General features: G+C 43.4%; 26 protein-coding genes. 5 read left to right on the top strand and 21 right to left on the bottom strand.

Annotated elements, in window-relative coordinates:
- Positions 1-306: hypothetical protein (locus AWB54_RS16335; RefSeq protein WP_235811154.1), on the top strand; the 306-nt coding region annotated here is incomplete at its 5' end.
- Between the two features lie 284 nt (positions 307-590).
- On the opposite strand, the gene AWB54_RS09880 is transcribed toward AWB54_RS16335, so the two are convergent.
- From AWB54_RS09880 to AWB54_RS15940, 5 genes are all read right to left on the bottom strand, one after another.
- Positions 591-3,560, bottom strand: coding sequence for a type III restriction-modification system endonuclease (locus tag AWB54_RS09880; protein WP_061214441.1), 2,970 nt, complete (start codon positions 3,558-3,560; stop codon positions 591-593).
- Positions 3,561-3,574: 14 nt separating this feature from the next.
- On the bottom strand, positions 3,575-5,413 hold the full coding sequence (locus AWB54_RS09875; protein ID WP_061214440.1) for a site-specific DNA-methyltransferase: 1,839 nt from the start codon (positions 5,411-5,413) through the stop codon (positions 3,575-3,577).
- 451 nt (positions 5,414-5,864) lie between these two features.
- The gene (locus AWB54_RS09865) at positions 5,865-6,161 is read right to left on the bottom strand and encodes a type II toxin-antitoxin system RelE/ParE family toxin (RefSeq protein ID WP_061214438.1); all 297 of its coding nucleotides are present in this window, start codon (positions 6,159-6,161) and stop codon (positions 5,865-5,867) included.
- Complete coding sequence (locus AWB54_RS09860; protein ID WP_061214437.1) at positions 6,158-6,367, bottom strand: addiction module protein; 210 nt, start codon at positions 6,365-6,367, stop codon at positions 6,158-6,160. Before AWB54_RS09860 ends, AWB54_RS09865 begins: the two co-directional genes overlap by 4 nt.
- A gap of 144 nt (positions 6,368-6,511) precedes the next feature.
- Positions 6,512-6,661 carry a hypothetical protein gene (locus tag AWB54_RS15940; protein WP_160328942.1) on the bottom strand — a complete coding sequence of 50 codons (150 nt, stop codon included), beginning with the start codon at positions 6,659-6,661 and terminating at the stop codon, positions 6,512-6,514.
- A 297-nt stretch (positions 6,662-6,958) separates the two neighbouring features.
- Here AWB54_RS15940 and AWB54_RS09855 point away from each other — a divergent pair, with 297 nt between their 5' ends.
- Positions 6,959-7,555 (top strand): AAA family ATPase, encoded by a 597-nt coding sequence (locus tag AWB54_RS09855; RefSeq protein WP_061214436.1) that lies wholly within the window; start codon positions 6,959-6,961, stop codon positions 7,553-7,555.
- Between the two features lie 321 nt (positions 7,556-7,876).
- On the opposite strand, the gene AWB54_RS09850 is transcribed toward AWB54_RS09855, so the two are convergent.
- Genes AWB54_RS09850 through modA form a run of 3 tightly spaced genes read right to left on the bottom strand, consistent with a single transcriptional unit; the run spans position 7,877 to position 10,778 of the window.
- Positions 7,877-8,950: a sulfate/molybdate ABC transporter ATP-binding protein gene (locus AWB54_RS09850; RefSeq protein WP_061214435.1), complete on the bottom strand. Its 1,074-nt coding sequence runs from the start codon at positions 8,948-8,950 to the stop codon at positions 7,877-7,879.
- The gene (modB, locus tag AWB54_RS09845) at positions 8,931-9,656 is read right to left on the bottom strand and encodes a molybdate ABC transporter permease subunit (RefSeq protein WP_061214434.1); all 726 of its coding nucleotides are present in this window, start codon (positions 9,654-9,656) and stop codon (positions 8,931-8,933) included. The genes AWB54_RS09850 and modB overlap by 20 nt, the downstream gene beginning before the upstream one ends.
- Positions 9,657-9,689: 33 nt before the next feature.
- Positions 9,690-10,778 (bottom strand): molybdate ABC transporter substrate-binding protein, encoded by a 1,089-nt coding sequence (modA, locus tag AWB54_RS09840; RefSeq protein ID WP_201785619.1) that lies wholly within the window; start codon positions 10,776-10,778, stop codon positions 9,690-9,692.
- Positions 10,779-11,132: 354 nt separating this feature from the next.
- Here modA and AWB54_RS09835 point away from each other — a divergent pair, with 354 nt between their 5' ends.
- Positions 11,133-12,086, top strand: a complete 954-nt coding sequence (locus AWB54_RS09835; RefSeq protein WP_061214433.1) for a helix-turn-helix transcriptional regulator — start codon at positions 11,133-11,135, stop codon at positions 12,084-12,086.
- Positions 12,087-12,116: 30 nt separating this feature from the next.
- Here the strand turns inward: AWB54_RS09835 and corA are convergent, their stop codons facing one another.
- The 13 genes from corA to AWB54_RS09760 form a co-directional block, all read right to left on the bottom strand.
- Positions 12,117-13,097: a magnesium/cobalt transporter CorA gene (gene corA / locus AWB54_RS09830; RefSeq protein ID WP_061214432.1), complete on the bottom strand. Its 981-nt coding sequence runs from the start codon at positions 13,095-13,097 to the stop codon at positions 12,117-12,119.
- 348 nt (positions 13,098-13,445) lie between these two features.
- Positions 13,446-14,210 carry a DNA repair protein RecO gene (gene recO / locus AWB54_RS09820; protein ID WP_061214430.1) on the bottom strand — a complete coding sequence of 255 codons (765 nt, stop codon included), beginning with the start codon at positions 14,208-14,210 and terminating at the stop codon, positions 13,446-13,448.
- Positions 14,211-15,137 (bottom strand): hypothetical protein, encoded by a 927-nt coding sequence (locus AWB54_RS09815; protein WP_061214429.1) that lies wholly within the window; start codon positions 15,135-15,137, stop codon positions 14,211-14,213. It abuts the gene before it with no gap.
- A 15-nt stretch (positions 15,138-15,152) separates the two neighbouring features.
- Positions 15,153-15,821, bottom strand: a complete 669-nt coding sequence (deoC, locus tag AWB54_RS09810; RefSeq protein WP_061214428.1) for a deoxyribose-phosphate aldolase — start codon at positions 15,819-15,821, stop codon at positions 15,153-15,155.
- Positions 15,822-15,840: 19 nt separating this feature from the next.
- On the bottom strand, positions 15,841-16,722 hold the full coding sequence (era, locus tag AWB54_RS09805) for a GTPase Era (RefSeq protein ID WP_061214427.1): 882 nt from the start codon (positions 16,720-16,722) through the stop codon (positions 15,841-15,843).
- Positions 16,723-16,727: 5 nt separating this feature from the next.
- Positions 16,728-17,126, bottom strand: a complete 399-nt coding sequence (gene cdd, locus AWB54_RS09800) for a cytidine deaminase (RefSeq protein ID WP_061214426.1) — start codon at positions 17,124-17,126, stop codon at positions 16,728-16,730.
- 2 nt (positions 17,127-17,128) lie between these two features.
- The gene (locus tag AWB54_RS09795; RefSeq protein WP_061214425.1) at positions 17,129-17,500 is read right to left on the bottom strand and encodes a diacylglycerol kinase family protein; all 372 of its coding nucleotides are present in this window, start codon (positions 17,498-17,500) and stop codon (positions 17,129-17,131) included.
- Positions 17,501-17,509: 9 nt separating this feature from the next.
- On the bottom strand, positions 17,510-17,980 hold the full coding sequence (gene ybeY / locus AWB54_RS09790; protein ID WP_061214424.1) for an rRNA maturation RNase YbeY: 471 nt from the start codon (positions 17,978-17,980) through the stop codon (positions 17,510-17,512).
- Entirely contained in the window at positions 17,943-20,135 is a 2,193-nt protein-coding gene (locus AWB54_RS09785) for an HD family phosphohydrolase (RefSeq protein WP_061214423.1), read from the bottom strand. The genes ybeY and AWB54_RS09785 overlap by 38 nt, the downstream gene beginning before the upstream one ends.
- Positions 20,136-20,210: 75 nt before the next feature.
- A complete protein-coding gene (locus AWB54_RS09780; RefSeq protein ID WP_061214422.1) occupies positions 20,211-21,179 on the bottom strand; it encodes a PhoH family protein in 969 nt (322 codons plus the stop codon).
- A gap of 123 nt (positions 21,180-21,302) precedes the next feature.
- On the bottom strand, positions 21,303-22,526 hold the full coding sequence (yqfD, locus tag AWB54_RS09775) for a sporulation protein YqfD (protein ID WP_061214421.1): 1,224 nt from the start codon (positions 22,524-22,526) through the stop codon (positions 21,303-21,305).
- 18 nt (positions 22,527-22,544) lie between these two features.
- Positions 22,545-22,886, bottom strand: a complete 342-nt coding sequence (gene yqfC, locus AWB54_RS09770) for a sporulation protein YqfC (protein WP_235811153.1) — start codon at positions 22,884-22,886, stop codon at positions 22,545-22,547.
- Between the two features lie 535 nt (positions 22,887-23,421).
- Positions 23,422-24,801, bottom strand: coding sequence for a DUF1963 domain-containing protein (locus tag AWB54_RS09760; protein ID WP_061214419.1), 1,380 nt, complete (start codon positions 24,799-24,801; stop codon positions 23,422-23,424).
- A 551-nt stretch (positions 24,802-25,352) separates the two neighbouring features.
- Here AWB54_RS09760 and AWB54_RS09750 point away from each other — a divergent pair.
- Together AWB54_RS09750 and rpsU are read left to right on the top strand one after the other, a co-directional pair.
- On the top strand, positions 25,353-25,703 hold the full coding sequence (locus tag AWB54_RS09750) for a histidine triad nucleotide-binding protein (protein WP_235811152.1): 351 nt from the start codon (positions 25,353-25,355) through the stop codon (positions 25,701-25,703).
- Positions 25,704-25,780: 77 nt separating this feature from the next.
- Positions 25,781-25,957, top strand: a complete 177-nt coding sequence (gene rpsU / locus AWB54_RS09745) for a 30S ribosomal protein S21 (protein WP_011640975.1) — start codon at positions 25,781-25,783, stop codon at positions 25,955-25,957.
- Positions 25,958-26,018: the final 61 nt, after the last annotated feature.

Genomic DNA, 26,018 nt, shown 5'->3' with positions numbered 1-26,018 from the left:
GCGGAAAAACCTTTCAATTTTCCCGCGCGTGTTGGCCTGAAAGGGAGGGGAGTGTATGAGGGAACAGCCCATTTGAGCACAAACCATCTGCATCTGGGCGGATCGGAATATTTTCCCATTATCGGTACTATTACTTCGTTTATTGGACTTTTTGCTAAGAACCCGATTGTGTTGTTTACCCGTTATCAAACTGTCGCCCCGGTTTTAAACTGTCGTCAACTTGCTCTTTTTATGCTATTTTATTTTGCAGTTTCTACCGCCCTCAGTTTGTCGTCCAACACTTTAAGCATCTTCCGGGAACTATAATATAATAATCTATTGCTATGCCATAGAAATCCTTGTGATTTCATACATGATAGAAATAGCATACAACATATTAACATATTTTGGTAGATTGCATTTGTTTGCTGCCAAAAACCCAAAATATGCCTGACTTGATAATTGGGCCTGAGCCTGAACGCTGTTTGCAGTGTCCGTCCATCTATATCTGCTCAATTATACAAGAACCTAACAAGATGAACATAGACATTAATTAATAACCCCGTCACTTTGACTAAAAATTCCTATATCGCGACTTTTACCATTAAAAGTTAAATTCCCAACTTCCACACCGCATAATCTTCGGCTACTTCATAAGTAACTCCGGTTTCCAGGGCGGCGAAGTGTTTTTTGCCGCACTCTATCTTATAGTTTTCAAATAGTCTTAACTGGCCGCTGTCAGTGCTGCCTTTGGTTTCTACTACAAAATACAGTTTTTCGGTGCCGTCTTTGTCTACCAGCACTGCCCAGTCCGGGTTGTAGTTGCCGATGGGGGTTTCTATGATAAATTTGGGGGGCAGTTTGGTGTAGACTTTTACTTCGTCATCCTGTTCCAACATTTGGGCAAATTCTTTTTCCGTATTGGAATCCAGTATGAGGTAGTCATAAACTGATTTTTCTACTTTTATTGCATTGGATTTTAAGTAGCCTTTTAGTTCCTGCATTTCAAACAGTTCCTGCCGGTAGAATTCCAGATCGCCAACTCGTTCGTATTTGATACCATCGGCAATCATTAGTTTCATCTTTTGTTTGATGATGTCACTTGCAGCTTCCATGAACTTCTGGGGGTTATTTTTAAAATCCTCCAGCCTTCGGGCTTCGATGAGAATTCTTACTATGGTTCTTCGGGTCAGCCTGGTTTCATCCTGGAGATAACGCAGGATATCGGGCAGGGAATGTTTGATGTCAATCTGGTCGAGAACTTTCACACTGGTCAGTTCTCCGGAAACACCTGATTGTTGAATATCAATCCGGGCACTCTCCTGAATCAGGCGAATTTTAGGTATGGCAGGCATTTTGTTAATGGCATCCACACATTCTCGCGCCAGTTTTTCAATATCCATAGCAACTGAATAAGTGGTGCGGTATTTGATGCGGTTCCACAGGGATTCAAACTCCGGTCCCAGGTAAACCCGTTTGTTCAACTGGGCAGTAACTTCGTTATTGTGATTGCGTATGGGCAGTTTATTCAGCGACTGCCGTATTACCTGTTTTATTCCATGCTCTACATGCTCAAATTCTGGCGGCACCTGAAAGGTATCATTGGCAATTTGTTCTTTTAATTCCGGTTTAACTTTTCCAGTTGTATAAATAAGGTCTTCTTCTAAGAGAAAACCCCACAGGTTCTCTGATGCTTCATAACCCAGGTTTTCAATTTTCCCGGAGTCGTCGGTATAGGATATACCGGCAAAGGCATGTTTCTCAATAAAGCCAAATTTGACACCGGTTTCGGCCTCCATTTCGCTCTGCAGGTTTTCCGCAAATTCGGCAAAAGATTCATTGGCCATAACTGACAAGGTGTTAATCTGGGGGTCAAATATCCTTTCCCCCTCTTGATTGACGCAAAGGCGCAGGCCGCGGCCAATTTTTTGTCGGCGGGTAAGGGTTTCCCGGGCTTCTATTAAGGTGCATATCTGAAAGACATTAGGGTTATCCCAGCCTTCCTTTAAGGCTGAATGGGAAAAGATGAAACGCAACGGGGTTTCAAAACTGAGCAGTTTTTCTTTTTCCTTCATTATCAGATTATAGGTGTCATGGTCAGCCAGGGTATTACCACGTGTATCCTTGATTCTTCCCTTTTTGTCAATGGAAAAATAGCCGTCATGAACCATGGATGTATCGTCATTAAGCATATAACTATGGTCTTCAAAAAGGGTGCGGTACTTGGGGAGTTTAATCAGCTTACTATATTCTTCCTCGAACATAAGGGCATACTTGCCCTTATGGGGATTACCGTTACTATCATATATGCGGTAGTTGTCCACCCGGTCAATAAAAAAGAGGGAAAGGACTTTTATTCCCTGGGGAACTAGGCGCAGTTCCCGGTCCAGGTGGTGTTTAATGGTAGCACTGATCTGACCCCGTTTTATATCATCCTCGCTGATGTTGCCCATTTCCATTCCTAAGTGCAGGTGGCTGCCATTAGTGAATTCCACCATCTCATTACCAGGGTAACAGTCAATGTTGTTAATAATATAACCAGAATAAATTTCTCTTTCCCCGGATATATCAAACAGGTCCTGCCCTACTCTAACTGTTTTTTGTTTTCTTTGTACCACCCCGGAACGGTTCTTTATGTCCAGTTCCAGAACGGCCTGGAAGCCATTGCTGTTTTTGACCGATACCAGGCGAATATACGGCCGGTTGAAGTTTCCGGCTTCCTTAATGCTGTCTACCACAATTTCTTTCACTAATTTTTTTTGATAAGCATCTACCGGTCCCAGGCGATACATCAGATTATAGGTTTCTACATGGGTAGCAGAATAGCGTAAAGTGCAAAGGGGATTTAAGGATGCAATAGCTTCCTTGGCTTTATCGGTTCTATCCACACTCTGGGGTTCATCTATAATTACAATGGGGTTGGTCTGCTGGATAAACTCAATCGGCCTGCGCCCGTTCATGCGGTCATGCTCGCGGTGGATGATATTAGCTTTATCAGGTTTATTAGGATCCACAAAGCTCTTACGGAAGGCATCAATATTAATAACCATAATCTGAATATTGGAACTGGTAGCAAAGGTTCTTAATTGGCCCAGTTTGGAGGAATCGTAGATAAAATAGTCACAGTTGACGCCTTCATAGAGGCTCTTAAAATGCTCCTCCATAATCTCCAGGGATTTATTAACCCCTTCGCGGATAGCTACTGAAGGAACAACGATAATAAATTTGGTAAATCCGTAAAGCTTATTAAGCTCATAGATAGTACGAATATAAACATAGGTTTTACCGGTACCGGTCTCCATCTCTATAGTAAAATTGCGCCCCTGGATATCAGTGCTTTTAGGTAAGCCGTTGCGCAGTTGAATACGATTAATGTTTTCAAGAAGTTCATCATCCAGCAGGTCCAGTTTATTAGCGTAACCCAGCTCAATCTGATAACCTAATTCACCCTGAGCGCCACTGCCCATAGTGGAAGCAACTGAGAAATTAGTCTGTTTTACCGCCTGACCTTGAAAGATATCGGTTATTGAGGCAACGGCATCCAACTGGAATTGTTGGTCGGAAACAAATTTTAGTTTCATCACCTATCACCTCGCTATATGGTCCGGAAGTCTTCAACGCCGAATTTCTTTAACAGCTGCACGGCATTAGTTTTGACATTATCATCGGCAAAACCGGAGTCCCGGAAAACTACCCGGGCTATTTCCTGGCCGGACTGTTTCATATCACCAATAGCTTCGATAACGTCAAGGGTCAGACCATCTTCCAGACAGACAATCATATAGCCCAGGCCAACGGAATAAGCAGTCTTACCTTTTATCTGAATTTCTTTCAGCGGCATGGTCGGGTCTATGCCGTATTTCAACATAATCTCGTATAGCATATCTTCCTGCGTACGACCTTCTTTAATGGGATCAACCATTCCTTTAAGGGTTTCTTCCAGTTCTTCAACATCCGGGTCCCATGCCTTAAGGTTTGAAGTATCCAGCTTGAATACCTTAAAGCCTATATCCAAGTTTTCAATACCTTCTTTGTCCTTGTTTTCTTCTTTTATCTTCTCACCGGCACGGCGGATACGTTCCTTGCCGATTTCGCAGATATTGGAGAAACCGGCTTTGTAAGCTTCAGAGTCTTCACTGCAAGGCTCAGGTAATTGCACCATTATAAACTTGCGGTTACCGTTATCTTCAGCATTTAGTTGCATTACAGAATGGGCAGTAGTGGCCGATCCAGAGAAAAAGTCCAGAATAATATCATTATTTACTGACCCCGTTTGCACTAAAATCTTCAACAGTTTAGTTGTCTTAGGAAATTCAAAAACATCTTTTGAAAAAATATCCTTTATTTCTTTTGCAGAATCAGATGAAAATCCTCCATTGTCAATAATTGTCGGTAAAGTAGCCCCCTGTCTAACTTCCGACAGATACCGTTTCAGGAATGGAGCACCAGAATTAGCTCTAAAACCAATTCTTCCTTCATTAATTAATCCCGTCATTTTTTCCTCATTGTATAACCAGCATTTGTTCTGTGGTGGATAATACTCTTCTCGAGTAATAGGATTTTTTATCGGATATATGCAGCTTTCAGTTAGTCTTCCACCTTTTCCATTGGCACTTAAATCTGATGCTACCCAATCTCCTCTTGGATCAGTGTCTGGATTAGAATATCTTGAATTAATTCCTTCACTACGCGGTTGCAAATATAATTCCATTTTTTCAATGTCTTTTGCATAAACAAGAATATACTCATGATTTTTACCTATTACTCGGTCATTGGGCGGTGTAGATCGTCTCTTCCATATTAATTGCTCAACAAAATTATATTCATAGAATATTTCGTTACAAATCTTCTTTAAATTATCTACTTCATTATCATCAATACTTATAAATATTACCCCCTCATCTCTCAGCAAGTTTTTTGCCAAATTTAATCTCGGATGCATCATATTTAACCAATCAGAATGATACCTACCTGAATTTGCAGGTTTCGCCATCATGTCTTGTTCTGTTTTTTCCTTATAGTTCTTAACATTATCCCGAAAATCATCTTCATAAATAAAATCATTACCTGTATTATAAGGTGGGTCTATGTATATCATTTTCACTTTTCGATGATAAGCCTTCTGTAATAACCTCAATACCTCCAGGTTATCACCTTCTATGTAAAGGTTTTGGGTGGTACCCCAATCCTTACTGGATTCTTTATCAGGTCGCAGTGTTCCCGTGGACTGCTGCTGGGACAACCGAATACAGTCGCTCTTACCCGGCCAAGTGAACTCATATTTCTCTTTGCCGGTATCGACTTCATCACCGAGCAGGAGCCGAAGCTGGTCAAAATCGATTTTACCTTCGGTTAAGGCCTCGGGGAAAAGCTTTTTAAGTTCATCAATGTTTTGCTGAACTAAATCCATAGTCTTACCATCAAATTTGTTCATTCTTGTTTAGCACACCTCGCTTAATTGAGCTATTAAAGCATCCAACTGCTGCTGGAGCTGTTGAATCTGCACATGATGTTCCATTCTATGGGCAAAGATGTTTCTCGATTTATAGTGGTGTTCAGAGTCTTAATGGTGGATTCTCTTTAAGGTTTTCATCCCGGACAAACGTGGGTTCACCAAAAAGGAATCGCAACTGCTCTATCTTATTTAGCTGGGTCATTAATTCGTTATAAGCGTAGATGGTGAAGTAAGCTGATACGATGGATAGCTTAGCTTTTTTATCAATATTATCCACCAGGTAATCACCGACATTTCCCCGACGTCGGTTGTCTAGTATTTGTTTGATTGGGAAACACCTCGAATCATAGCCTAAGTAATTTTTACATAGCACCTTCCATGCATTCCTCGTTATATTTGCGTTTACAGGTGTCTAAATTTCCGCATGAAATCACAACTCGTCTCTTTCTACCCAGTAGTTTGGTTTTCGGTGTTGGTGCGCTACTGCAATTATAAAAATGTGATCACTTTCTATTGAATACAGTAATTTGTATGGAAATTTATGAAGGAGATATTTTCTCACTTCACCACTTTCATTCGACCATGCTGTAGGATACTTAGCAATTCGCAAAGCAGCGTTTTTTACTTCAACCTTGAATCTATTGCCCAGCCCAGCATGTTGAAGGTTATAAAAACGCGCTGCATCTTCCAGTTCCAGTTTTGCATAATTCGAAAACACAACCCTCATCTTTCGTCTTTAAACACCTCTTCCATTGGAATACCTTCCAACCTTCCTTCTCTGTATGCCGCAAGTCTTTTTTCTGCTTCCTCTGCCCATAACTCATCAAGCTTCCGGTCAGGCTCATCTATACTCTTGATTAAACTTTCCACCAGTATGAATCTCTCTTCAATTTTAAGCTTTAATGCCTGTTTTAGGATTTCATCAGTACCCATGTTTTTCACCTCTTCTTCAAGAAAAAATAAGTGATTTTGCTTTCCGTAATTTTTAGTACCTTTTATCGCATTGTAGCATATCAATACTTTTTTGTTGCAATTTTACCCTAAAGAGTAGCCTTTATTCCGTTATGCTATTCCTCTTTATCTACTCCGCCCAGGGATCAGATTATTCATGTATTCGGTTTGCCCATCACTCTGCACCACGGCGAATTTATCCGGGTACAGGTCAACCAGGGAGTTGGCCAGGGAAAAGACGGATACATCATATTTTTCTCCGGCCTGCTTACGCAAGGCATGCAGGGAGACTGCTGAAGCCGGGAGGTCCTGAGCCAGAATATCGCGGGACTTAACTTAACATTTGTTATTATCATGTTAACATATTGAGGGGTGGTGTATGGTTGAAGTGTATTTCGAATGGTAGCAGAAATCCAGTAATTAATAAGAGGACATATTTAATGGCTAAAATTCTGTTTATGATATACTGGGGGTAGAATAAGTTATTTTAAATCTTTAGTAAATGCCAGGATGGGGTGGGTCTTCCCCCTTTTATGATTAGGAAAGCCGCATAGCGGGCATGGAGGTTGGACTTTGATAAAAGTTATAATGATTATTTCTAATCGTCCCGCTTGCGGGCAAACAACGGTGGCGGTTAACCTGGCCAGTGGTTTAAGCCGTAAAGGATACCGGGTATTGATTGGAGATACCGGAAATAATAAAAAGCTGCGCTATTGGCTGGGTATTGACCGGCAAGAGACTGGAACGAATGCGGCAAAGCCTTTAGAAGATAAAGCCCAGGCCAAAATATTCAGCTCTCGCCTGGGTATAGACCTGCTGCAACTCCTTTTAAAACCGGAGGACTCTGCAACAGCAGATTACTCACCTCACCTGGAGAAACTGACCTATGATTACCTGTTATTAACACCTGCATCCAGCGAAGATTGCCAATGGCTAAGTGCTATGGCTGATGCTTTAATAGTCTGCAGCGATCTCACCGCTGCTAATGAACTGGAGGAATTAAAAAACCTGGAGGAATTGTGGCGAGCTTCCAGGATAAATGCCGGCGGAATTGACCTTATTCTGCCCAACAAGATAAATACCAAGGAATGGGAGCATAACATAGAGCAATTATCTATCCTGGCCGATTATTTCGGTTATGAACATATTGCCGATCCTATTCCCACTTGAGAAAGGATACATGATTTGCCCCGGGAGGAGCGAACGGTTTGGGAGCTAAGCCAGGAAAATCTCCACTCTGCTTTTATGAGCCTGGTAGATGCCGTAGAATCATTAGACAGTTTTACTAATAAGTAATGAAAAAAGTAAGGGGTGGGGGCCTGGTAAGCTTATCATCCAAGCAGGATGAACTTGAAAATCACCTGTTTGCCGCCGCAAATAGCCTTATAAGCATCGAAAAATTTACTTTGCTCCCCCCGCAAAAAGAAAGCCCCTGAAAGGGGCTTATAAAGGAGAGTTGTATTATTAACCTGCTTGATTAATAATCCAGTTTTATTCAAGCATAATAAAGATTTTGTCCGCCGGTAAGCAGAACTGGCAGCTATCGCCTTGGCTAAGATTAACAGCCTCTGTTCGGGGTATTCGTGCTTCTAAAATCTTTTCGCCCCCGCTTCCTGCAAGCGAGCAGCGGATTATATAACTGGATATCTCTTCTATGACCTCTTCCACCAGAACTGCGATGAGGTTTTCCCCATTGTCATTAATCCGAATATACTCTGGGCGTATGCCCAAATTAACTACCTGCCCCGATTCCCATTTTTCTCCTGGAACTTTTCCCGCCTTGAGCCTGGTTCCCAGGCCACTCAATTCCAGATTCAGGCTGCTACTCTCTACTTCCTGGACAACCGCCGGGAGAAAGTTCTTGACCCCGGTCAGGCGAGCTGCGACTCGGTTGGAAGGCCGGTTTACTACCTTTTCTTTTTCTCCGAATTGCAGCAAACGCCCGGCTTCATACACTGCTATCTTAGAACTTAATTTATAAGCCTCGGCCAGGTTATGAGTTACAAAAAGAATATGGCCGGGGAAGAATTCATGAATTTCCAGGAGTTCTTCCTCCAGGCGCTCTTTAACAATACTGTCCAATGCGGAAAAAGGTTCATCGAGCAACAACACTTCCGGTTCGGAAACCAGAGCCCGTGCCAGGGCCACCCGCTGCTGTTGCCCGGCAGACAACTGCCCGGGAAAACGCTTTTCCAAACCGGATAGACGCATTTTTTGCAGCCATAGTCTGACTTTTTCTTTAATATCCTCTACCGGCAATTGCCGTATGCCAAAGGCGATATTGTTAAAAACATCCATATGGGGAAAAAGAGCATAATTTTGAAAAACAAAACCCATATTTCTTTCCCGGGACTTAATATTAACCCCGCTGCCGGAGTCAAACAACAGTCTATCATCCAGGGCTATCCGCCCTTCATCGGCCTGTATCAGACCGGCAATACACTTTAAGGTCATGGTCTTGCCGCAGCCAGAGGGTCCTAAAATAGCCAGTATCTCTCGCTCCACGGCAAAAGATACCTCCAATTTAAAGCCAGGCAGTGATTTCTTAATTTCTATATCCAGCATCAATCACTACCTCCTTTACCACGGGCTGACCGTTCCTCCAGGAAGAATACTGGCGGCTTTTCCAGTAATTCAAGGCAATGATACTGGCAAAGGAGATTAGCAGAATGGCCAGTACCCATTTCAGAGCCTGGTCCGATCGCCCGGCTTCCACCGCGAAATAGATTGCCAGGGGCGCGGTCTGGGTTCTTCCCGGGATATTCCCCGCCAGCATCAAAGTGGCTCCGAATTCACCCAGGGAACGGGCAAAGGCCAGAATGGTTCCGGCAGCTATACCCGGCCAGGCCAGCGGCATACTGATCTTCCAAAATACGGTCCATTCCTTGGCCCCCAGGGTGCGGGCCGCATCTTCCAGGTTGGGCTGTATTTGTTCAAAAGCAGCCCGGGTAGCCTGGTACATCAGAGGAAAAGCTACCACGGTGGAAGCAATTACTGTTGCCGACCAGGAGAATATCACCGTTTTATCAAAATACAACAATAATTGCCCCAGGGGGCCGTTTTTCCCAAAGATAAGTAAAAGTCCAAAACCTAAAACAGTGGGGGGCAAGACCAGGGGAAGAATAAACAAGCCATCCAGCAGGTTCTTGCCCTTAAAATCTCCATAGGCCATCCAACGAGCGGCAGCAATGCCCAGGATAAAGGTAATTAAGGTTGCGGTGCCCGCTGTTTTAAGCGAAATCCATATCGGAATTAATTCAGCTTCGGTCATGATTACACCGCCCTTACCGTCTATCCTTAAGCACTATTTGACCAGCGAGAAACCGTATTTGGCAAATACATCTTTAGCGGCGTCACTACTGAGGAAATCTACGAAACTCTGAGCCGCTTCCGGGTTCTTGCTGGCTTTAACTACTGCTGCCGGGTATACGATGGGGGTATGAGTATTTTCTTCTGCTATGCTGATTATCTGCACCTTGTCCGATATCTTGGCATCGGTCAGATAAACCATCCCAACTTCAACATTGCCGCTTTCCACATAAGCCAAAACCTGTCTTACATCTTTGGCATAAACCACCTTGTCCTTTACTGCATCCCACAAACCCATTTTAGTAAGGGTTTCCTTGGCATATTTCCCGGCGGGAACCGAATCAGGTTCGCCCAAAGCGATTAGCGAAGCTTCCTTCAGCGTGCTAAAGCCTTTGACCTTGGCCGAATCTTTGGGACCAACTAATACCAAACGGTTCTTCAAGAGATTTTTACAGCTCTCATCTACAATGAGCTTCTTGTCCTGCAGGGCCTTCATTTGCTTGGTGGCAGCAGAAATAAACACATCAGCGGGAGCACCCTGTTCAATCTGTTGCTGCAGGGCACCCGATGAACCGAAGTTAAAGGTAAGTTTTACATTTTTGTTTTGCTTCTCATAGAGGCCTTTCATCTCATTCATGGCATCAGTCAGGCTGGCAGCAGCAGAGATAATGAGTTCACCGGATACCGCTTTAGCCTGAGGCTCTGCTGTAACTTCTGCTTTGGACGTAGTGACACTGGGCGCCGCCTTGACCGGAGTGGGAGCTTCAGTAGCAGTAAGCAAGTAACGGCCAAATACATAACCGGCTTTTCCGTCCGCTGCGGTCACTTTATACCAATCACCTGATTTTTCGGCAATGGTCATCAAACTTCCCCGGGTATAGGATTTTATAACCTTATAATTCATTCCCGGACCGGTTCTGAAGTTTAACGCACTGGCATTAACCGAACATTGATCCCCAGCTTTCCATACCAGATTTCCAGTAGCTGCCGGATTAGCCGCAAAAGCGCTTCCCGCCATACAGAGCACAAAAATCAACGCCACTAAAATGCTAATCCGGGCTTTTGCCTTTTTGTTATGTCGCATTTAATAATTCCTCCTTAGTTTGTTTGCCTATTACGGGAAAGGGTCTGGCACGATTCATTAATTAAAAACTAGAACTAATTATTTTAATAACTTATGGCAAAATACCCTATAAAGAGGGCATGGCTTATCCTCCCCCCTCCTTTTATATATTCGCGCCAGCTCTTTTTTAATGCTTCTCGAAAAGCATAAATACCGTTTCTTGGAACTATACAAGATTTTAGCTTATGTTTCCTTTCGTGGGTTTATGAATGTTTATGTTTATTAATATAACATATTTCAACAGAAGATAACACAACTTTGCATCAGGCTTGTATTATGCTAGAATAATCATCAAGTTTGGAGGTTTTGACAATTATGAAAGAAGACCGTTCTTTAACTCCTCAAGAAGTCGCAAAAATATTAAAAATAACTAAATATACCGTATATGAAATGGTAAAGCGAGGAGAATTGCCGGCCTATCGTATAGGTCGGAAGATTCGGATTGAGCAGCGGGATGTGGATGCTTATATAAAGCAAGGCAAAAAATATAAATATAAAGAAATCGATACACTTGAAGCATCATCCAAGCCGCAAGCAGCCCGACAGGATTACCTTTCTAACGCTCCAGGCCTGGTAATTTGCGGACAAGATCTGCTTTTAGATGTTTTAAGCCGCCACCTGGAAAGCCATAGCCAGGGTTGCCGGGCCTTTCGCCATAATATTGGCAGTTTTGCCGGTCTTCTCCAGCTTTATCAGGGTGAATCGGATATGGCTGGTATCCATCTCTGGGATAGTGACAGTGATAGTTATAACATACCTTATGTCCGCCGCATGGTTCCTGGTATACCTACTTTGATAATACACCTGGCCATGCGCCAACAAGGCTTTTATGTTGCCCGCGGCAACCCCCTGGAAATTAAAGGTTGGGAAGATTTGACCCTTCCTGATCTTCGTTTCATTAACCGGGAACCCGGCTGTGGTACTCGGGTGCTTTTAGACGAGCACCTATATCAAATGAAACTTGATCGGCGTAAGATTAATGGCTATAAAAGGGAAGAAACATCACACCTGGCTGTGGCCAGTGCCGTAGCCCGGGGAACTGCAGACCTGGCTTTAGGTAATGAGAAGGCTGCCATGCAAGTTCGGGGTATTGAGTTTATTCCCTTGCAAAAAGAACGATACGAGTTGGTAATAAGAAAAGAGGACCATGATAAGGCTGAAATAAGGGCGGCTCTGGATATCATTAATTCCGCCGCCTTCAAATCAGAATTAGAGGGCCTGGGGGATTATTGTTTGGAGGAAACCGGAAGGATAGTGGCAGAAATTTAGCTTAGAGAAGCGAGGATATATTTCACCTCGTTATAACCATTTCCGGAAACGGAAAAAACCCAGCATGCCCAAAGCCAGGCTAAACATAGCCAGACTGATATACCATACACTATAGGGGTTAGCCTCCCCCGGAAGCTTTACATTCATACCGTAAAAACCGGTAATAACCGTCAAGGGCATCATGATAACTGTAATAACCGTTAATATCGTTATAATTTCACTGGTGCGCCCGGATAAGACCGAGTAATATATTTCCGTTGAGCTGTTTACTAGATCGCGGAAGGTATTGACCGTATCCAAAATACTATTCAAGTTATCCGCTAAATCCAAATAATAGGGAATGTTTTCATTGCGCGCAAAGAAGGAGTAGCGGCCAGAAATATTGGCAAATATATGTCGCTGAGGAATAAGTACCTTACGCAAGAGAATCAGGGTCCGCTTCAGAGTCAGTATTTCCTCAGTTATCACTTGTCCCTTTTGCAGGAATATGTTATCTTCCAGTTTATCGATTCTTTCCCCTAGCCTTTGCAAAATAGGAAAGGAATCATCAACAATATTATCAACAATGGCATGTAATAAATAATCCGGACCTCGGGTCATAAACCTGCTGTCCTTTAAACAGATACGAGCAATTTTTCCCACTGCAGAAAGGGCTATGGGATGTATAGTTACGATATAGTTGGGACCCAGGAATACATCCAGTTCGATGCTGGAAATCTCATCTTCTTCTTCGGCTTCTTCAAAATAATTCAGGGCATGAAATACAAAGAAGTAATAATCATCATATCTGTCAATTTTGGCCCGCGGATTCTCTTCCTGTAGACAGTCTTCCAAGGTCAGGGGATGGAAATTAAATATATCTCCAATATATTGCAATTCTCTTTCAGAACAATCATAAATATCTATCCAGAGAAGGTTTTTCGGTGAAACCAAAAGGTCCGGGGCGTTAGCCAGATCTACATCATGAAACATGCGATCTTCCTGTTCATTGTAGAAATAGGTTTTGATCACGGTTCAATCCCTCCTTCTCGAGAAGGGTTTAAGCACTATTACGGCAATAAAATACACCCTTCCCGCATTTTCTTTTTTTCATAATCATCCACCATCGGTCCAACGGTATAGGTTCCATTTCACCACCGCCTTTCATTCAAGCATTATAATTTGATTTCGAAGGGATCTGTATCTTTATTTTTAAGCATCGGAAGAAACTGTGTAGCAGTTTCAACCACACCGCTGCAACGAAGCGGGGATTAGAACCCGCGGCCTGTTTGTTAATAGGCTCGTTATAATATACAAATTTTATCCCCTGCTTGTCAACGAGAGTAGAAAAAGCGCTAAGGATTTTATTGGTAAACCCGTTCATATAAGATGGGTATCCTTGGGCATACTCCTTTTCAAAATAGACATGGCCTTTTTTAGATTAAATCTTCTTTCCAAGTAATATTCCAGGTATTTCTCTAAAAAATACTCCAGTTCTTTCTGGGCCTTATTGGAGACCCTTACCCTTTCTACAGTAACCAGCCGTGAGCTTCCCAGAAGACCGATCAGGGCCAGGGTTTCTTTGGATAAACTGACTGCTCCGGAAGCCTGATAGCTGCAATCCCGGCACAACATTCCTCCATCAGGAAGGCTAAAAACCTTTAAGTCATCCTTTTTCCCACAAAGCACACAATGATGCAACAGCGGGCTATAGCCCAAATTTACCAGCAGGTTCATCTCAAAATACCTTATTAGCATGGGATTGTAACCGCTGTGGTTAAGATGAGAGAGAACCTCCAGGGTGCTGGTATAGAGACGGGGAATGGCTATTCCCTCCATCAAACTCTTATCCAACAGTTCCATTAAATATAAAGCATATAGGGAGCGTTCAAAATCCTCCCGGGTATTGCCGTAAAATTCCAGTAGTTTTCCCTGGGTAATCAAATTCATCCCTTTACCCCGGCTAAAAAAAAGCGATGAATGACAAAAAGGCTGAACACAAGCCCGCAAGCTGCTGCGGGGCTTTTTGATTCCCCGGGCCACTGCTTTCATTTTCCCCTCATGTTCGCAAAATATTGTAACCAGTTTGTCGCTTTCCCGGTAATCCATGTTCTTTATTACTATAGCCCGACTACGAAGATACATTTACTTCCCACCCCAGAATACACTGCTTACTTTTACTGCTTCATTAACTATTTGAGCGGGCAACCCGCTGCTCTTACTTACTTTCTTCATAAATTCTCCTGCCTCTTCCGGGCTGATACAGCCATAATCAAAGGCCAGATAAAGCTTACGGGCATCCCCTACTCCCAAAGCATTCAAGCACTGACAAAATAATTCGGGTTTTTTTGCATACTCATAGTTCACATAGGCAAAGATTATTCCGTTGAACTTGCTCATCCGGCTCTGCAGCATGATTTTCCCGGTACTGCTTTCCCTATCACTATAATGTGATGCAGCCATTATTCGACGGGTTATAATGGAGAGAGAGCGCTGGTTCTTGACCAGGGCCAAACGAGGTATTCTGACAATCACTGCAGGGCAACCGGCTTCCTCGGCCAAATCCCGTATAGTTTCCACTCTCATTCCATCGAGCATATAAGTATGAACCGCAAAGCCGGCCAGTTCTGGAACGAGAATAATATCCGGAGCCATCCCCAAAGTGGGCAGATGGTGTCCTCCATCAAATACTACTACCCGGTAGGCCTGAGCAGCTATGCGGGATAAATACTCCTGTCCATCTTTACTACTATGCCAGGTGTCTATGGCAGAACACTCGATTATGACCTGGTATTTCTCGGCCAGCAGCTTTTCCATTTGCCTTTTAATTCCTTGATTGGAGCCACCAGGAATTACTGCCGCCACTCTACTGGTGTGCAGCGGAATAGCCGTCTGCCTTAACCCCGGATTGTACAGAAAGTCAAGATTGCATGAGGAGCTCACCCACCGGCCATAGAAATCCAATACCCGGTTGTAACCCAGGTTTTTCAAGCATTCGCTGGGATAGTTGATCATTATGCTAGTATAAAAAGCCAGCAGAATAATAAAAAGGCTTATCCGCTTTATCCGCATTAAAGGGCAGTCTCCTTACTGCCCTCCCCTTTGCCGGTACTCCTCCAACAATGCCAAGGCACTGCTGCTCCCTATTCTGTCAACCCCCGCTTTTAACAATTCAAGGGCAAAATCCAGGCTCTTTATGCCCCCACTGGCTTTAATCTTCAAATCCTTTCTTTGGCGGGATTCTCGAATAATCTCAATATCCTCCAGGGTAACACCCCGGCTGGAAAAACCAGTAGAAGTCTTAATAAAATCTGCTTCGCTATTACTTAGCAAAGCGCTTATATCCTGCAGTTCCCCCTTGCTAAGCAAAGCTGTTTCCACGATAACTTTGAGTAGAAAAGCATATTCTTCCCTTAGACGGAGCAGTTCCTTAATCTCTCTTTCCACCAGGCGATAATCCCTATCCTTGAAAGCACCGATATTCATTACCATATCAAGTTCAGCCGCTCCCATTTGCAAGGCCCGCCGCGCTGAATCCACTTTATTCTTCCAATGATCGGCTCCCAGGGGAAAAGCTATTACCGTACAAGCCTTGACCGGAGTTCCAGCCAGGAGATGACAGGCCAGTTCCAAGCGGAAGGGATTAACACAAACAGCCGCCACCTGGAACTGCCGGGCTTCTTGACATAGCGATTCGATATCGCTGGCCCGGGCTTCAGCTTGCAAATTAGTGGAATCAAGGTATTTAGCCAGCATAATAGCCATCCTCTTCTTTCTACATCCGGTAGCCGAGCTGATTCAGGGTGTTCTCGTTATCACGCCAGTTCTTTTTTACCTTAACCCATAAATCGAGATAAACAGCCGTATCCAACAAGCTTTCAATGTCCTGGCGGGCCTGCTCCCCGATGGTCTTTAACATTTGACCCTTTTTGCCGATTACTATCCCCTTTTGGGAATCCCTTTCCATATATATGGCAGCCCTAAGATAGACCTTACCATTGCTTTGCTTTTTAAATTCTTCCACTTCCACCGCCAGGGAATGCGGAACCTCATCATGAGTCAGCATTAAAGCCTTCTCCCTTATTAATTCAGCAATAAGCAAATAGATGGGTTGGTCGGTAAGGTCATCCTCCGGATAATAGAGGGGGCCTTCCGGCAAAGCATCCAGAGTCTTGTCTAACAAAAGCTGCAGATTGGTACCACAAGCGGCTGATATGGAAACTACCTCAGAAAAACTGCGCTGCTGGTTAAAAATCTGAATATAATCCTTAACCTCTTGCTCACTAACCAGGTCAATTTTATTAACCAATAAAAATACCGGTACCCTGGCGTCTTTCAATTGATCCAGGATAAAGCTCTCACCACCGCCAAAAGGACGGGTTACATCAGTCATATAGTATATTATATCTACCTCTTCCAGGCTGCGCGCAGATACTTTTACCATGTATTCACCCAAGAGGTGCTTGGGTTTATGAATACCGGGGGTATCAACATAGATTACCTGCCCCCTTTCACAGGTATATATGCCCTGAATTCTGGTTCTGGTTGTCTGGGGCTTCTCCGATACTATAGCGATTTTTTCTCCTATAATTGCATTGAGCAGAGTAGATTTTCCCACATTGGGGCGGCCCACAATACTTACGAATCCAGATTTCATCTATTTTACTCCTCCTGTTTTCCCAGTGCAAAGATTTGCGGCAGCATGTACTGCAAAGCGTATTCCTTATAGTGGTCTTTTTCATCAGTAATTATTAGCTTCATTTCTGGGGAAAACTCAGCCAAAACCTGTAAACAGGCCCCGCAGGGAAAAACATAACCCTGGCCGCTGGATACTACGGCTAACAGTGTAAAATCTCTTTCCCCAGCATTGACTGCTTTAAATACGGCGGCCCGTTCAGCACAAATGCTCAAACCATAGGAGGAATTTTCCACATTACTCCCCGTATAAACCTTGCCCCCTGCAGACAAAAGGGCAGCCCCTACCTGGAAGTTAGAATAAGGGGCATAGGCATTTTTTTGAGCTTCACGAGCCCATTTAAGCAGTTCTTCCCTCTTGCTCACATTCAGCCTCCTCCTGCTAAACTAAGTAAATATGGTCCAAAAATAAGAAAGGCCATGATAACGGCCATAATAGCGGTTAATAAAACGGCTCCGGCAGCCAAATCCTTGGCCGCTTTAGCCAGCTGGTGATAGCTTTCTGTCTGCAAATCCACCGCCTTTTCAATAGCGCTGTTAATCGTTTCCGCCACCAGGACCATAAAGATAGTAATTAACAATAATCCCCATTCCCAGCGGGTTACTCGCAGGAATAAACCCAGACCCATAACCATAATAGCTGCTACCCCGTGGATCTTCATATTCCTTTCCTGCTGGAAGACATAGGCTATTCCCGCCAGGGCACAGGCAAAACTCCTCTTTAATCCAGTCCCTTTCATCCTGGGATTCTACCTTTCCAATTTGACTTTATGCATGATTCTTTCTTCCAGGTTTCGCATTAAATTGCGTTCTTCCTCATTTTCATGATCATAACCCAGTAGGTGAAGCATACCATGGGCGATCAAATAACCGAGCTCTCTTTCTACGCTATGGCCATATTCTTCACTCTGGCTGACCGCCTTTTCCAGAGAAACCACGATATCTCCGAGTACATTTACTTCTCCAGGCAGGTCGAGATCCATTTCCTCTTCACTAAGTTCATTCATGGCAAAGGAAAGAACATCAGTAGGATTATTTTCGCCACGATAAATCAAGTTCAATTCTTTGATATAGCTATTGTCCACAATCATAACACTTAGCTCCGTATTCGGGGACAATTTCACCATTTTTGCCACGGCGTTGGCTACATTGAGAATAACCTGCTGCATTTCTTTGGTATAATTAATCTTGTTCTGCTGGTTTATTATCATGGTTTCCATGGCTTTCTCTCCTCTTTTCAAACTCTCTTACTATGGTTTCGGGATACTCTATCCGTTTATGATACATTCCCTCCAGGACTTTGCAAAAAGAGTTGCCGATTGTATCCAAATCCTTGAAAGTGAGGTCACATAGCTCCAACTGTCCATCGTTTAGTTTGTCCTTAATCAACAAACGCACCATATTCCTAATTTTCTCCGGACGAGGATCACTCAGGGAGCGCACCGCCGCTTCCACGGAATCTGCCAGCATCACCAGAGCCACTTCCTTGCGTTTGGGCTTGGGACCTTCATAGCGGAAGCTTTCTTCGCCCAGTTTTCCATCCCGGTCTTCTTCCATAGCCCGGTTATAAAAATATTTGGTCAGGCTGGTACCATGATGCTGTTCGATAAAATCGATTATTGTCTGCGGAAGCCGGGCCTCCCGGGCCATTTCTACTCCATCTTTAACATGAGAGGTGATAATGAGAGCACTTAAAGCCGGAGCAATTTTTTCGTGGGGATTATCGAAACCTTGTTGGTTTTCCACAAAATAATTGGGACGCTTAATTTTTCCAATATCATGATAATAGGCTCCCACCCTGACCATCAAGGGATTAGCCCCGATAGACTCGGCAGATGCTTCGGCCAGGTTGCCCACCATCAAGCTGTGATGGTAAGTCCCGGGCGCTTCCAGCAAAAGCCGCCTTAAAAGGTAATGATTCGGGTTGGAGAATTCCAGAAGCTTATTCATGCTGGTAATGGAAAAGGCACTTTCCAAATAGGGCAAGGCCCCAATCATCAGAACGGCTGAGAAAATTCCGTTAATAGCCCCAATAAGCACGCCGGTTATTGCCAGGTTCAGACTCCAATTGCCCCCTATCAGGAAGAGGGTTATTATGGAAACCATGTTGGCCAGAGCTATATAGAGGCCAGAACGAGCCAGGTCCGAGGTCTGATTAAGCTTGTAGACCTGAAATACTCCCACAGATCCGCCTACAAATGCAGTTATCGCATAAAAGAGCTGGTTGCCTTCAGCCAGCAATCCTACATATAAAGCCATTATCATAGTAAGAAAATAGGCCAGTCGATTGTCCAACAAAATGGCAATCAACATTGAGCCAGCAGCTACAGGAGCTAAATAAGCCATCAGATTGTTGATGTCCGGCTGGTTGCTAATTTTGATTATAGTAAGAAAACGGGTTATTAACAATATCAATATAAATACCAGCCCAATTAAAAGCATAAGGCGGTCATTTTCAAAAATATCCCTATAATAACGACGCAGGAACTCAATAATAAGCCAAAAGCTTAAAAATACGAAAAGTCCTGCACCGAGAATGGTTAAAGGATAACTCTTGCTCCTCTGAATACCCAGTTGTTCCAGAGTGGAAATCTGTTCTTCAGTAACCCGGTCACCTTCCCGAACAATTATTTCCCCCGCCTTAATAGTCTTTTGCACCGGTTGCACCGATGCCATAGCTTCTTCTATGGCCTTGTTGGTTGCTTCCTCATTGAATATCAGGTTGGGTCGAAGGGAATTGCTAATAACCAGCTTCATAATCTCCTGGGCCTGGGGCGCAAATGCCAGCGCATCAACCTGCTTGTCAACTTGCTCACTGGCCCCCTTTATGGCCTCATCCGTAAGGGGTTTGCTCATTATTCCCCGAACCGCCATTATGGAAGTCTGCCTCATAGTCTCTATGTCCGATATTGGAGTATCGAGGAGGTAAGAAGCCAATTGCTGCCGGTTATATTTTAGATTTAGATAATCCTTCCGCTTACTGCTGCTATCCAGCAAGTCCAACAGTTTTTCCTGTTTATCATCAGAATTCATTATTTCCATCAAGGTGGAAAAGAAATTATTAATCTCCGTTTCTGTATTGGAGAGAGCATACTGATCGCCCTGATAAACCTTTTGCACCTTGCTGGCGGCCTGTTTTCTCAGTTCATCACTTTGCTTTTCATCAATCACTACTGCGGTGATATTAGATTGAATATTACGCTGGGCCACTTCATCTGGTTTTAATCTAACCTGGGTGGGAGTAAATTTGGAGAAAATAATAAAAATGGTTACGGAAAAGAACAGTAATACCCCCAAAACCTTTCTGGTGGTAGACTGGCTAAGAAAGCCATATATTCTCTTCCACACAAAGTTGAGGATAGTGCTAAGCTTCATTTATACGCTCCTCAAGTAGAACACTAGTTGAATGTGGGCCTATTATCCCGCATTACGCGCAACCCCCAGGGGATTCTAGAGGCCTTCCAGGGCTTCGTAAGTTTCATAAGCATCTATAATCTTTTGTACCAGCGGGTGCCTTATTACATCTTCTTTAGTCAAATATTCAAAGGATACCCCGGAAACATGTCCTAAAATCTTTTGAATCTCTATTAAACCGGAATACTCTTCTTTTGGTAAATCCACCTGAGTTATATCGCCGGTTATGACTGCTTTGGAGCCAAAACCAAGACGGGTCAAAAACATCTTCATCTGCTGTGGGGTGGTATTCTGGGCTTCATCCAGAATTATAAAAGCATCATTCAAAGTCCGCCCCCGCATATAGGCCAGGGGTGCTACTTCAATGATATTCTTCTCCAAATAGCGCTGAGTTATTTCCACCCCGAGTATATCAAAAAGCCCATCATACAAAGGTCGAAGATAGGGGTTAACTTTTTCAATAAAATCTCCCGGTAAAAATCCCAGTTTTTCACCGGCCTCCACCGCCGGTCGCACCAGAATTATTCTTTCCACTTCTTTATGTTTAAGGGCCCGGACCGCCATTACCACCGCCAGGTAGGTTTTGCCCGTTCCCGCCGGCCCGATGGCAAAAACCACATCATCCTTCAATATTGATTTGATATATTTCTTTTGTCCCAGGGTTTTAGCTTTGATAGCTTTGCCCCGGGCGGTATTCAAAATCGGGGAGGATACAATATCCTGATGCCTGGACTTCTCTCCTTTTTTAATTAGCGTGTAACGGTAATCAATGTCATTTATATTCAATTGCTGTTCTCGGTCCACTACCTCCAGCAGATTCTGAATCAAATCAAAGCTTTGCTTAACATCATCTTCCTGGCCTTTAATAAATAGCTCTGCTCCCCGAGCATATATTTCTGCCGGGGAAATACTCCGCAAATGGCGAAAATTTTCGTCACCGGGGCCAAAAAATATCGCTGCTTGCTGGTTGTCCGATAAGGCAATTCTACTTTCCTTTTCTAACAAACATTCAGTCCCCCTATCGAAATATCCATCCAATAATATCTGCACTCGAAGCAAAAGGAACTACCTTCTATCCGTTTATTTAGCGGAGTACAAAGGTCGTTGTTATTATATCATATGGTAGATTCAATTGCCATTGGGACTGACATTTATAGGTTCGGCCCGAGCTATATCTTCAATGGTTTCAACCGATAGCTGAACTCTAATAATGGAATCACTGGGTGATGATAAAAGCCTTTTTTTCTGATTAACAATTTTCTTATCTTTCCCCATTTTCTTCAAGAGGCTTTTCATAGCCTTTTCCTGAGCAATAGATAGTGCTTCTTCTTCATTATATACTGTTATTTTTTTAAGCTGTTCCCGCCAGCAGGTTTTATATACTCGAACCGATCCCAGTGGAGTTTTTATTTCCTTTTGTTTCATTTCAGAAATAGAATAATCATAGTTTTTTATTTTTGCTTTCTTGAGGGGTATGGTTTTACCCCCTATCTCCAATTTTATCTCACTACTTTTCTTTCCGCTTATAAGTATTTTTTCTGTACGCAGACGACATTCTCCATATCCTTGATACCACACCCGGGCTTTTACCTGGCCCCGGGCCCTGACCAGAGAAGGCTTTTCTTCCAATTCCTCTTCCACTCCCTCCATAAAGGGGTTTTTCTGGGGATAAACCACTCCAGAAATCAGAATATCTCCCTTGGACACAGCTTTACCCTTCTCAACCTGGGCCTCACCAGCCAGAACCAGCACTTCTTCCACTACGCCTTCTTTGGCAGCCACTATATGGCAAGGTCCGCTAATCTCCTCACGGGGGAATATTTTCTCCACCACTTCTATAGTAGCCTTTACCCCCTTAATATCAATTTTTACATAGGCTAATTCGTTCAAATCCCGCAGCATGGCTCCTTCAACCTCACTACGGCTAAAGGTCCATCTTGGAGCACCCGGGTATACCCCATACCTGGCTGCCGTCATAATTATCCGGCTCTTGTCTACTTTCTGGTTGCCGCTCACATCAATAAACCAGATAAATGAAGCCATAAAGTAGAGGGCGGCAATAAAAATCACCGCCCCGGCCCAGAATCCCAGGCGCCTAACAAAAAGGCCCTTTAAAAAAGGAACTCCTTCCTGCTTGATTACTTCCAATGAATAGTTATATTCCTCACAGATATTTTCTAGTGCCTCAAAACCGCTGATTTTTACCTTCATATGCATTCCATCATCAGTTTTCTTTATATCCCAAATATGTATTCCCCGGCTGAGTGCGAGGTTGATAATCTTTTCCGGTCTCTCTCCCCGTAAATTCACCTTAATAATGCCAGCTAGCTGGTTCAGAAAGCGATTGGACATACTCTCTCCTCCTCCAAGCTAATCCAAAAACCTGATGGAATGAATTTCCCCGCTGATTCCCATTTCTTCCGGCATGAGCGTTTTTATCTGCAGTTCTTCTCCTTCTATCTCCAGAAATCCCCGGCTAAGATTAATGCGCAGGCGATTTAAAGCGTACTCAATAATGCCCCGGTGGTTTTCCAGATATAATTCATTTCTTCCCACCACAGTTATTTTGGGCAGGTCCAACACCAGGTCCCCGGGCAGTTCCAGGAATTCCGCCATGGCTTTGTTTAATAATTCTCGGCGCCGCTCCATTCTTATAATCATTCCTTTCGAAACAAGGGGAAGCAAGGGGACGTTCTTTCTGCTTCCTGTCATTGTTACAGCTTCTGTCCCTATATTGGCTTTAGCTTCATAAAATTATATGCTTCCCGCCCTGACTACATGCTTTAACCACTTTTAACCCCATAGCATGAATTGCCTATTTCAAGGCTACGATATCCGGCAAAAAGCATAAATGAAGTATTTTATGATTGATTTTAAGTAATTTGCATAATTATAATAGGAAATAAGAAGGGCGGTACATAAGACATGAAACAACGGGACTTGATAAAGAAACTTGAAATATTGCAGGATGCTTTAAAGGAAAAACTTGGGGTATAGCAAAGAGCCGGGTTATTCACCCGGCTCCTTTTTTACCCTTTGCAAAAATAATGTTTATAAAGTGCAACTTCAAGCATTGCACCCCATGTATGTAAACTATTGTCATAGGGACGGGGTTGTTGACAACTTCATCCTTAAGCATCAAAAAGTATATTTTCTTACTAACCCCCCATGGCCGGGGGCCACAACCACCGATGAAAATAGTGGTATTACAGGGAATTACTATAGACATAAAGAGTTTATTTCCTTACTAATAGCACTGGAGAATGGTCCATACCTGCTGGAAATCCTTTTCCCGCAGAGCCTGCCGGGGTATCCAGAAGTAGAGCCTGCCGCAATCTCCCCACATCATACCGTTGTTGCTCTCATCGGAATCCACCTGCATTAGCAATATCCAATCCCATGCTTTTCCATACTCTTTTGCCACTTTGGGATCATTAAAGTTATAAGGTTCAAAACCATTGCAAACCTGCTGGCATTCCAGCTGCATATCATGCTGAATAATACCTGGATGTCCCATAACACGATAAACCGGGGCAAACTCATCCCGGTCTCCGTAAAGCCGGACAATTTCCTGTTCGAGCTTGCGGTACAATTCTTGCTCCTGCCAACCTAATTTGAGGGTTTGATAGTATAAAGACCATATCGATGGAATACATATCTCTCTGGCCAATTGCAGCCGGTAGGGCATAAAACGGCAATAATCAGGCAACATAGCCGGAAAGGCTCTTCTCTCCAGCAGTGCCGGGTCACCATCGAAAGACAGGACTTCCCATTGTTCCCGATGCTCCGGCTGGTAACCCCAGGGCTGTTCCTCATTATCATAGAAGAAATAAAGCCAGCCTTTTGCTGGTAAGAGCTCATTTTGGGGCAAAATATCAGCCAGTTCCTCCATATTTAACTGGGCTATAAAAGAAAGCGGTCTGCCCTTTACTGATGGCCATTCCATAGTAAACGGCAGGTCCGGTATGCCGGCAATTTTAGACTCTCCTATTCTTATATTGCCTTCTTCACATCTTTTTGGCCTTATGCGAACGGATTCCATCAGATAGCCTTTTATATCTTCTTTTACCCTGTCCAGGCCACTATTATCTATTAGCCGGGATACCTCCTCGTACAAGATATCTTTTTCCTGTCCGGCCCTTTCCTTTATAGAACCGTTAATTATTGAGGCCGGTCTGCTTTCCAGGGCCAGTACAGTCGCATCACTAATCAATAGCTTCCCCCCCGGCTCCCATTTGATGGTCATTCCCTGGAATCGGCTGAACATTTGCAGCAAGACATAGATATTTCCCTCTTCGATACGCAGCCAGGGAAGTGGATAGTTAAGAAACGCAACCCCTTCTTCAATCTCGGCCAGATTGTCCCCAATCCATATTTTTTCGTCATTTATTTCAGCCAAATTATCCCCGAAACGCATCTTTACGCTCTGGCCGTCACGATGAATAGCTAGCGTTTTACCGATCTCTTCCCATTCCACCCTGGCTCCCAGAGTCTCACTGCAGAAGTCCAGAGGAACATAGATATAAACCTCATCCCTTATTTTATTCGCAATTAACGGTTTATCGATAGGGAAAGATATTACCTGTCCATTAACAATAATCTCAAAAGTATCATTTAATGCCGTCATTATAGAATAACACCCCTTCCAACCAATAAAGACATTATGGTTTCCCATTTGAGTAGCTCCCGCTCTTCCTGTTGCCAAGGGCTGTGCTTCATTATAATAAAAAAATACCTTCCTGAGCTTAATTCTCCAGTGATATAACTATATTCATTATAACCGTACCGGATTTTGTTTACATCATTTTGTAAGAACATCATATCACAAAACATGATCACTCCCAATAAATACCGCAAATACAAAGGGACGTTGTTTTTTAATCAAAGAAATATATGAAGCAGGTGGCAGAGGAACACCGTTATGTTGTAGAATTTGAGAAAGATAGATTTTTTTAGACCGGAAATCACCAAGAATTGCTCCACTATGTCGCTGAAACTGATAGCCCGGCCGGGAATTGTATTTTTTGGCAAAGGGAAACCGCCATCTCTATCGCTAAACAACTTTTGACTTAAGCGCATTTTCTGATAGAATTAAGGCATCATCTGATTTAACTTGAACCCGCAACGGATTCCAAAACCATAGCTCATAAAGAAACTATGATTGATGGAGGTGAGAACTTGAATAAAAGCGATTGCTTGTTCTGCAAAATTGTAAACCGCGAGATTCCCGCTGAGCTTGTTTATGAAGACGAGAGAATAGTGGCGATTAAGGATATCAATCCGGCTGCTCCGGTACATATTTTGCTAATCCCCCGTGAGCACATCGTTTCTCTGGATCAGGCTTCCAATGAAAATGTAGAGTTGTTGGGTTGCATTCAGACGACTGCGGCTAAACTGGCTCGGGAGCTGGGCATAGCTGACAAGGGTTATCGCCTGGTAAACAACTGCGGAGAATGGGGAGGTCAGTCGGTTTTACACCTGCACTATCATTTGCTGGGTGGTAGGCAACTGGCCTGGCCGCCAGGCTAATCTTGACTACCAAGCATATTAAATAGTAAAATAGAGTGGTATTTACTTAAAGCTGGTCGGTTGAGGGGAGGGAAATAATGAGCGAAGTAAAAGTCGGGAAAAACGAATCCCTTGACAGTGCCTTAAAGAGATTTAAACGTTCCTGTCAGAAGGCAGGGGTTTTACAAGATATTAGGAAACATGAACACTATGAAAAACCGAGTATTAAGAAAAAGAAAAAATCAGAAGCGGCCCGCAAAAAGAAAAGATTCTAATACCGCTCAATCGCTGAAATTCAGCAACTACGGTGTTTCCAGTGCCAGAACGATAATAGAA

The organism is Syntrophomonas wolfei subsp. methylbutyratica (genome assembly GCF_001570625.1).
In the GTDB taxonomy this organism is placed as follows: Bacteria; Bacillota; Syntrophomonadia; order Syntrophomonadales; family Syntrophomonadaceae; genus Syntrophomonas; species Syntrophomonas methylbutyratica.
Note: the sequence above shows the minus strand (reverse complement) of the source record. Positions and strands in the feature narration are given on the sequence as shown.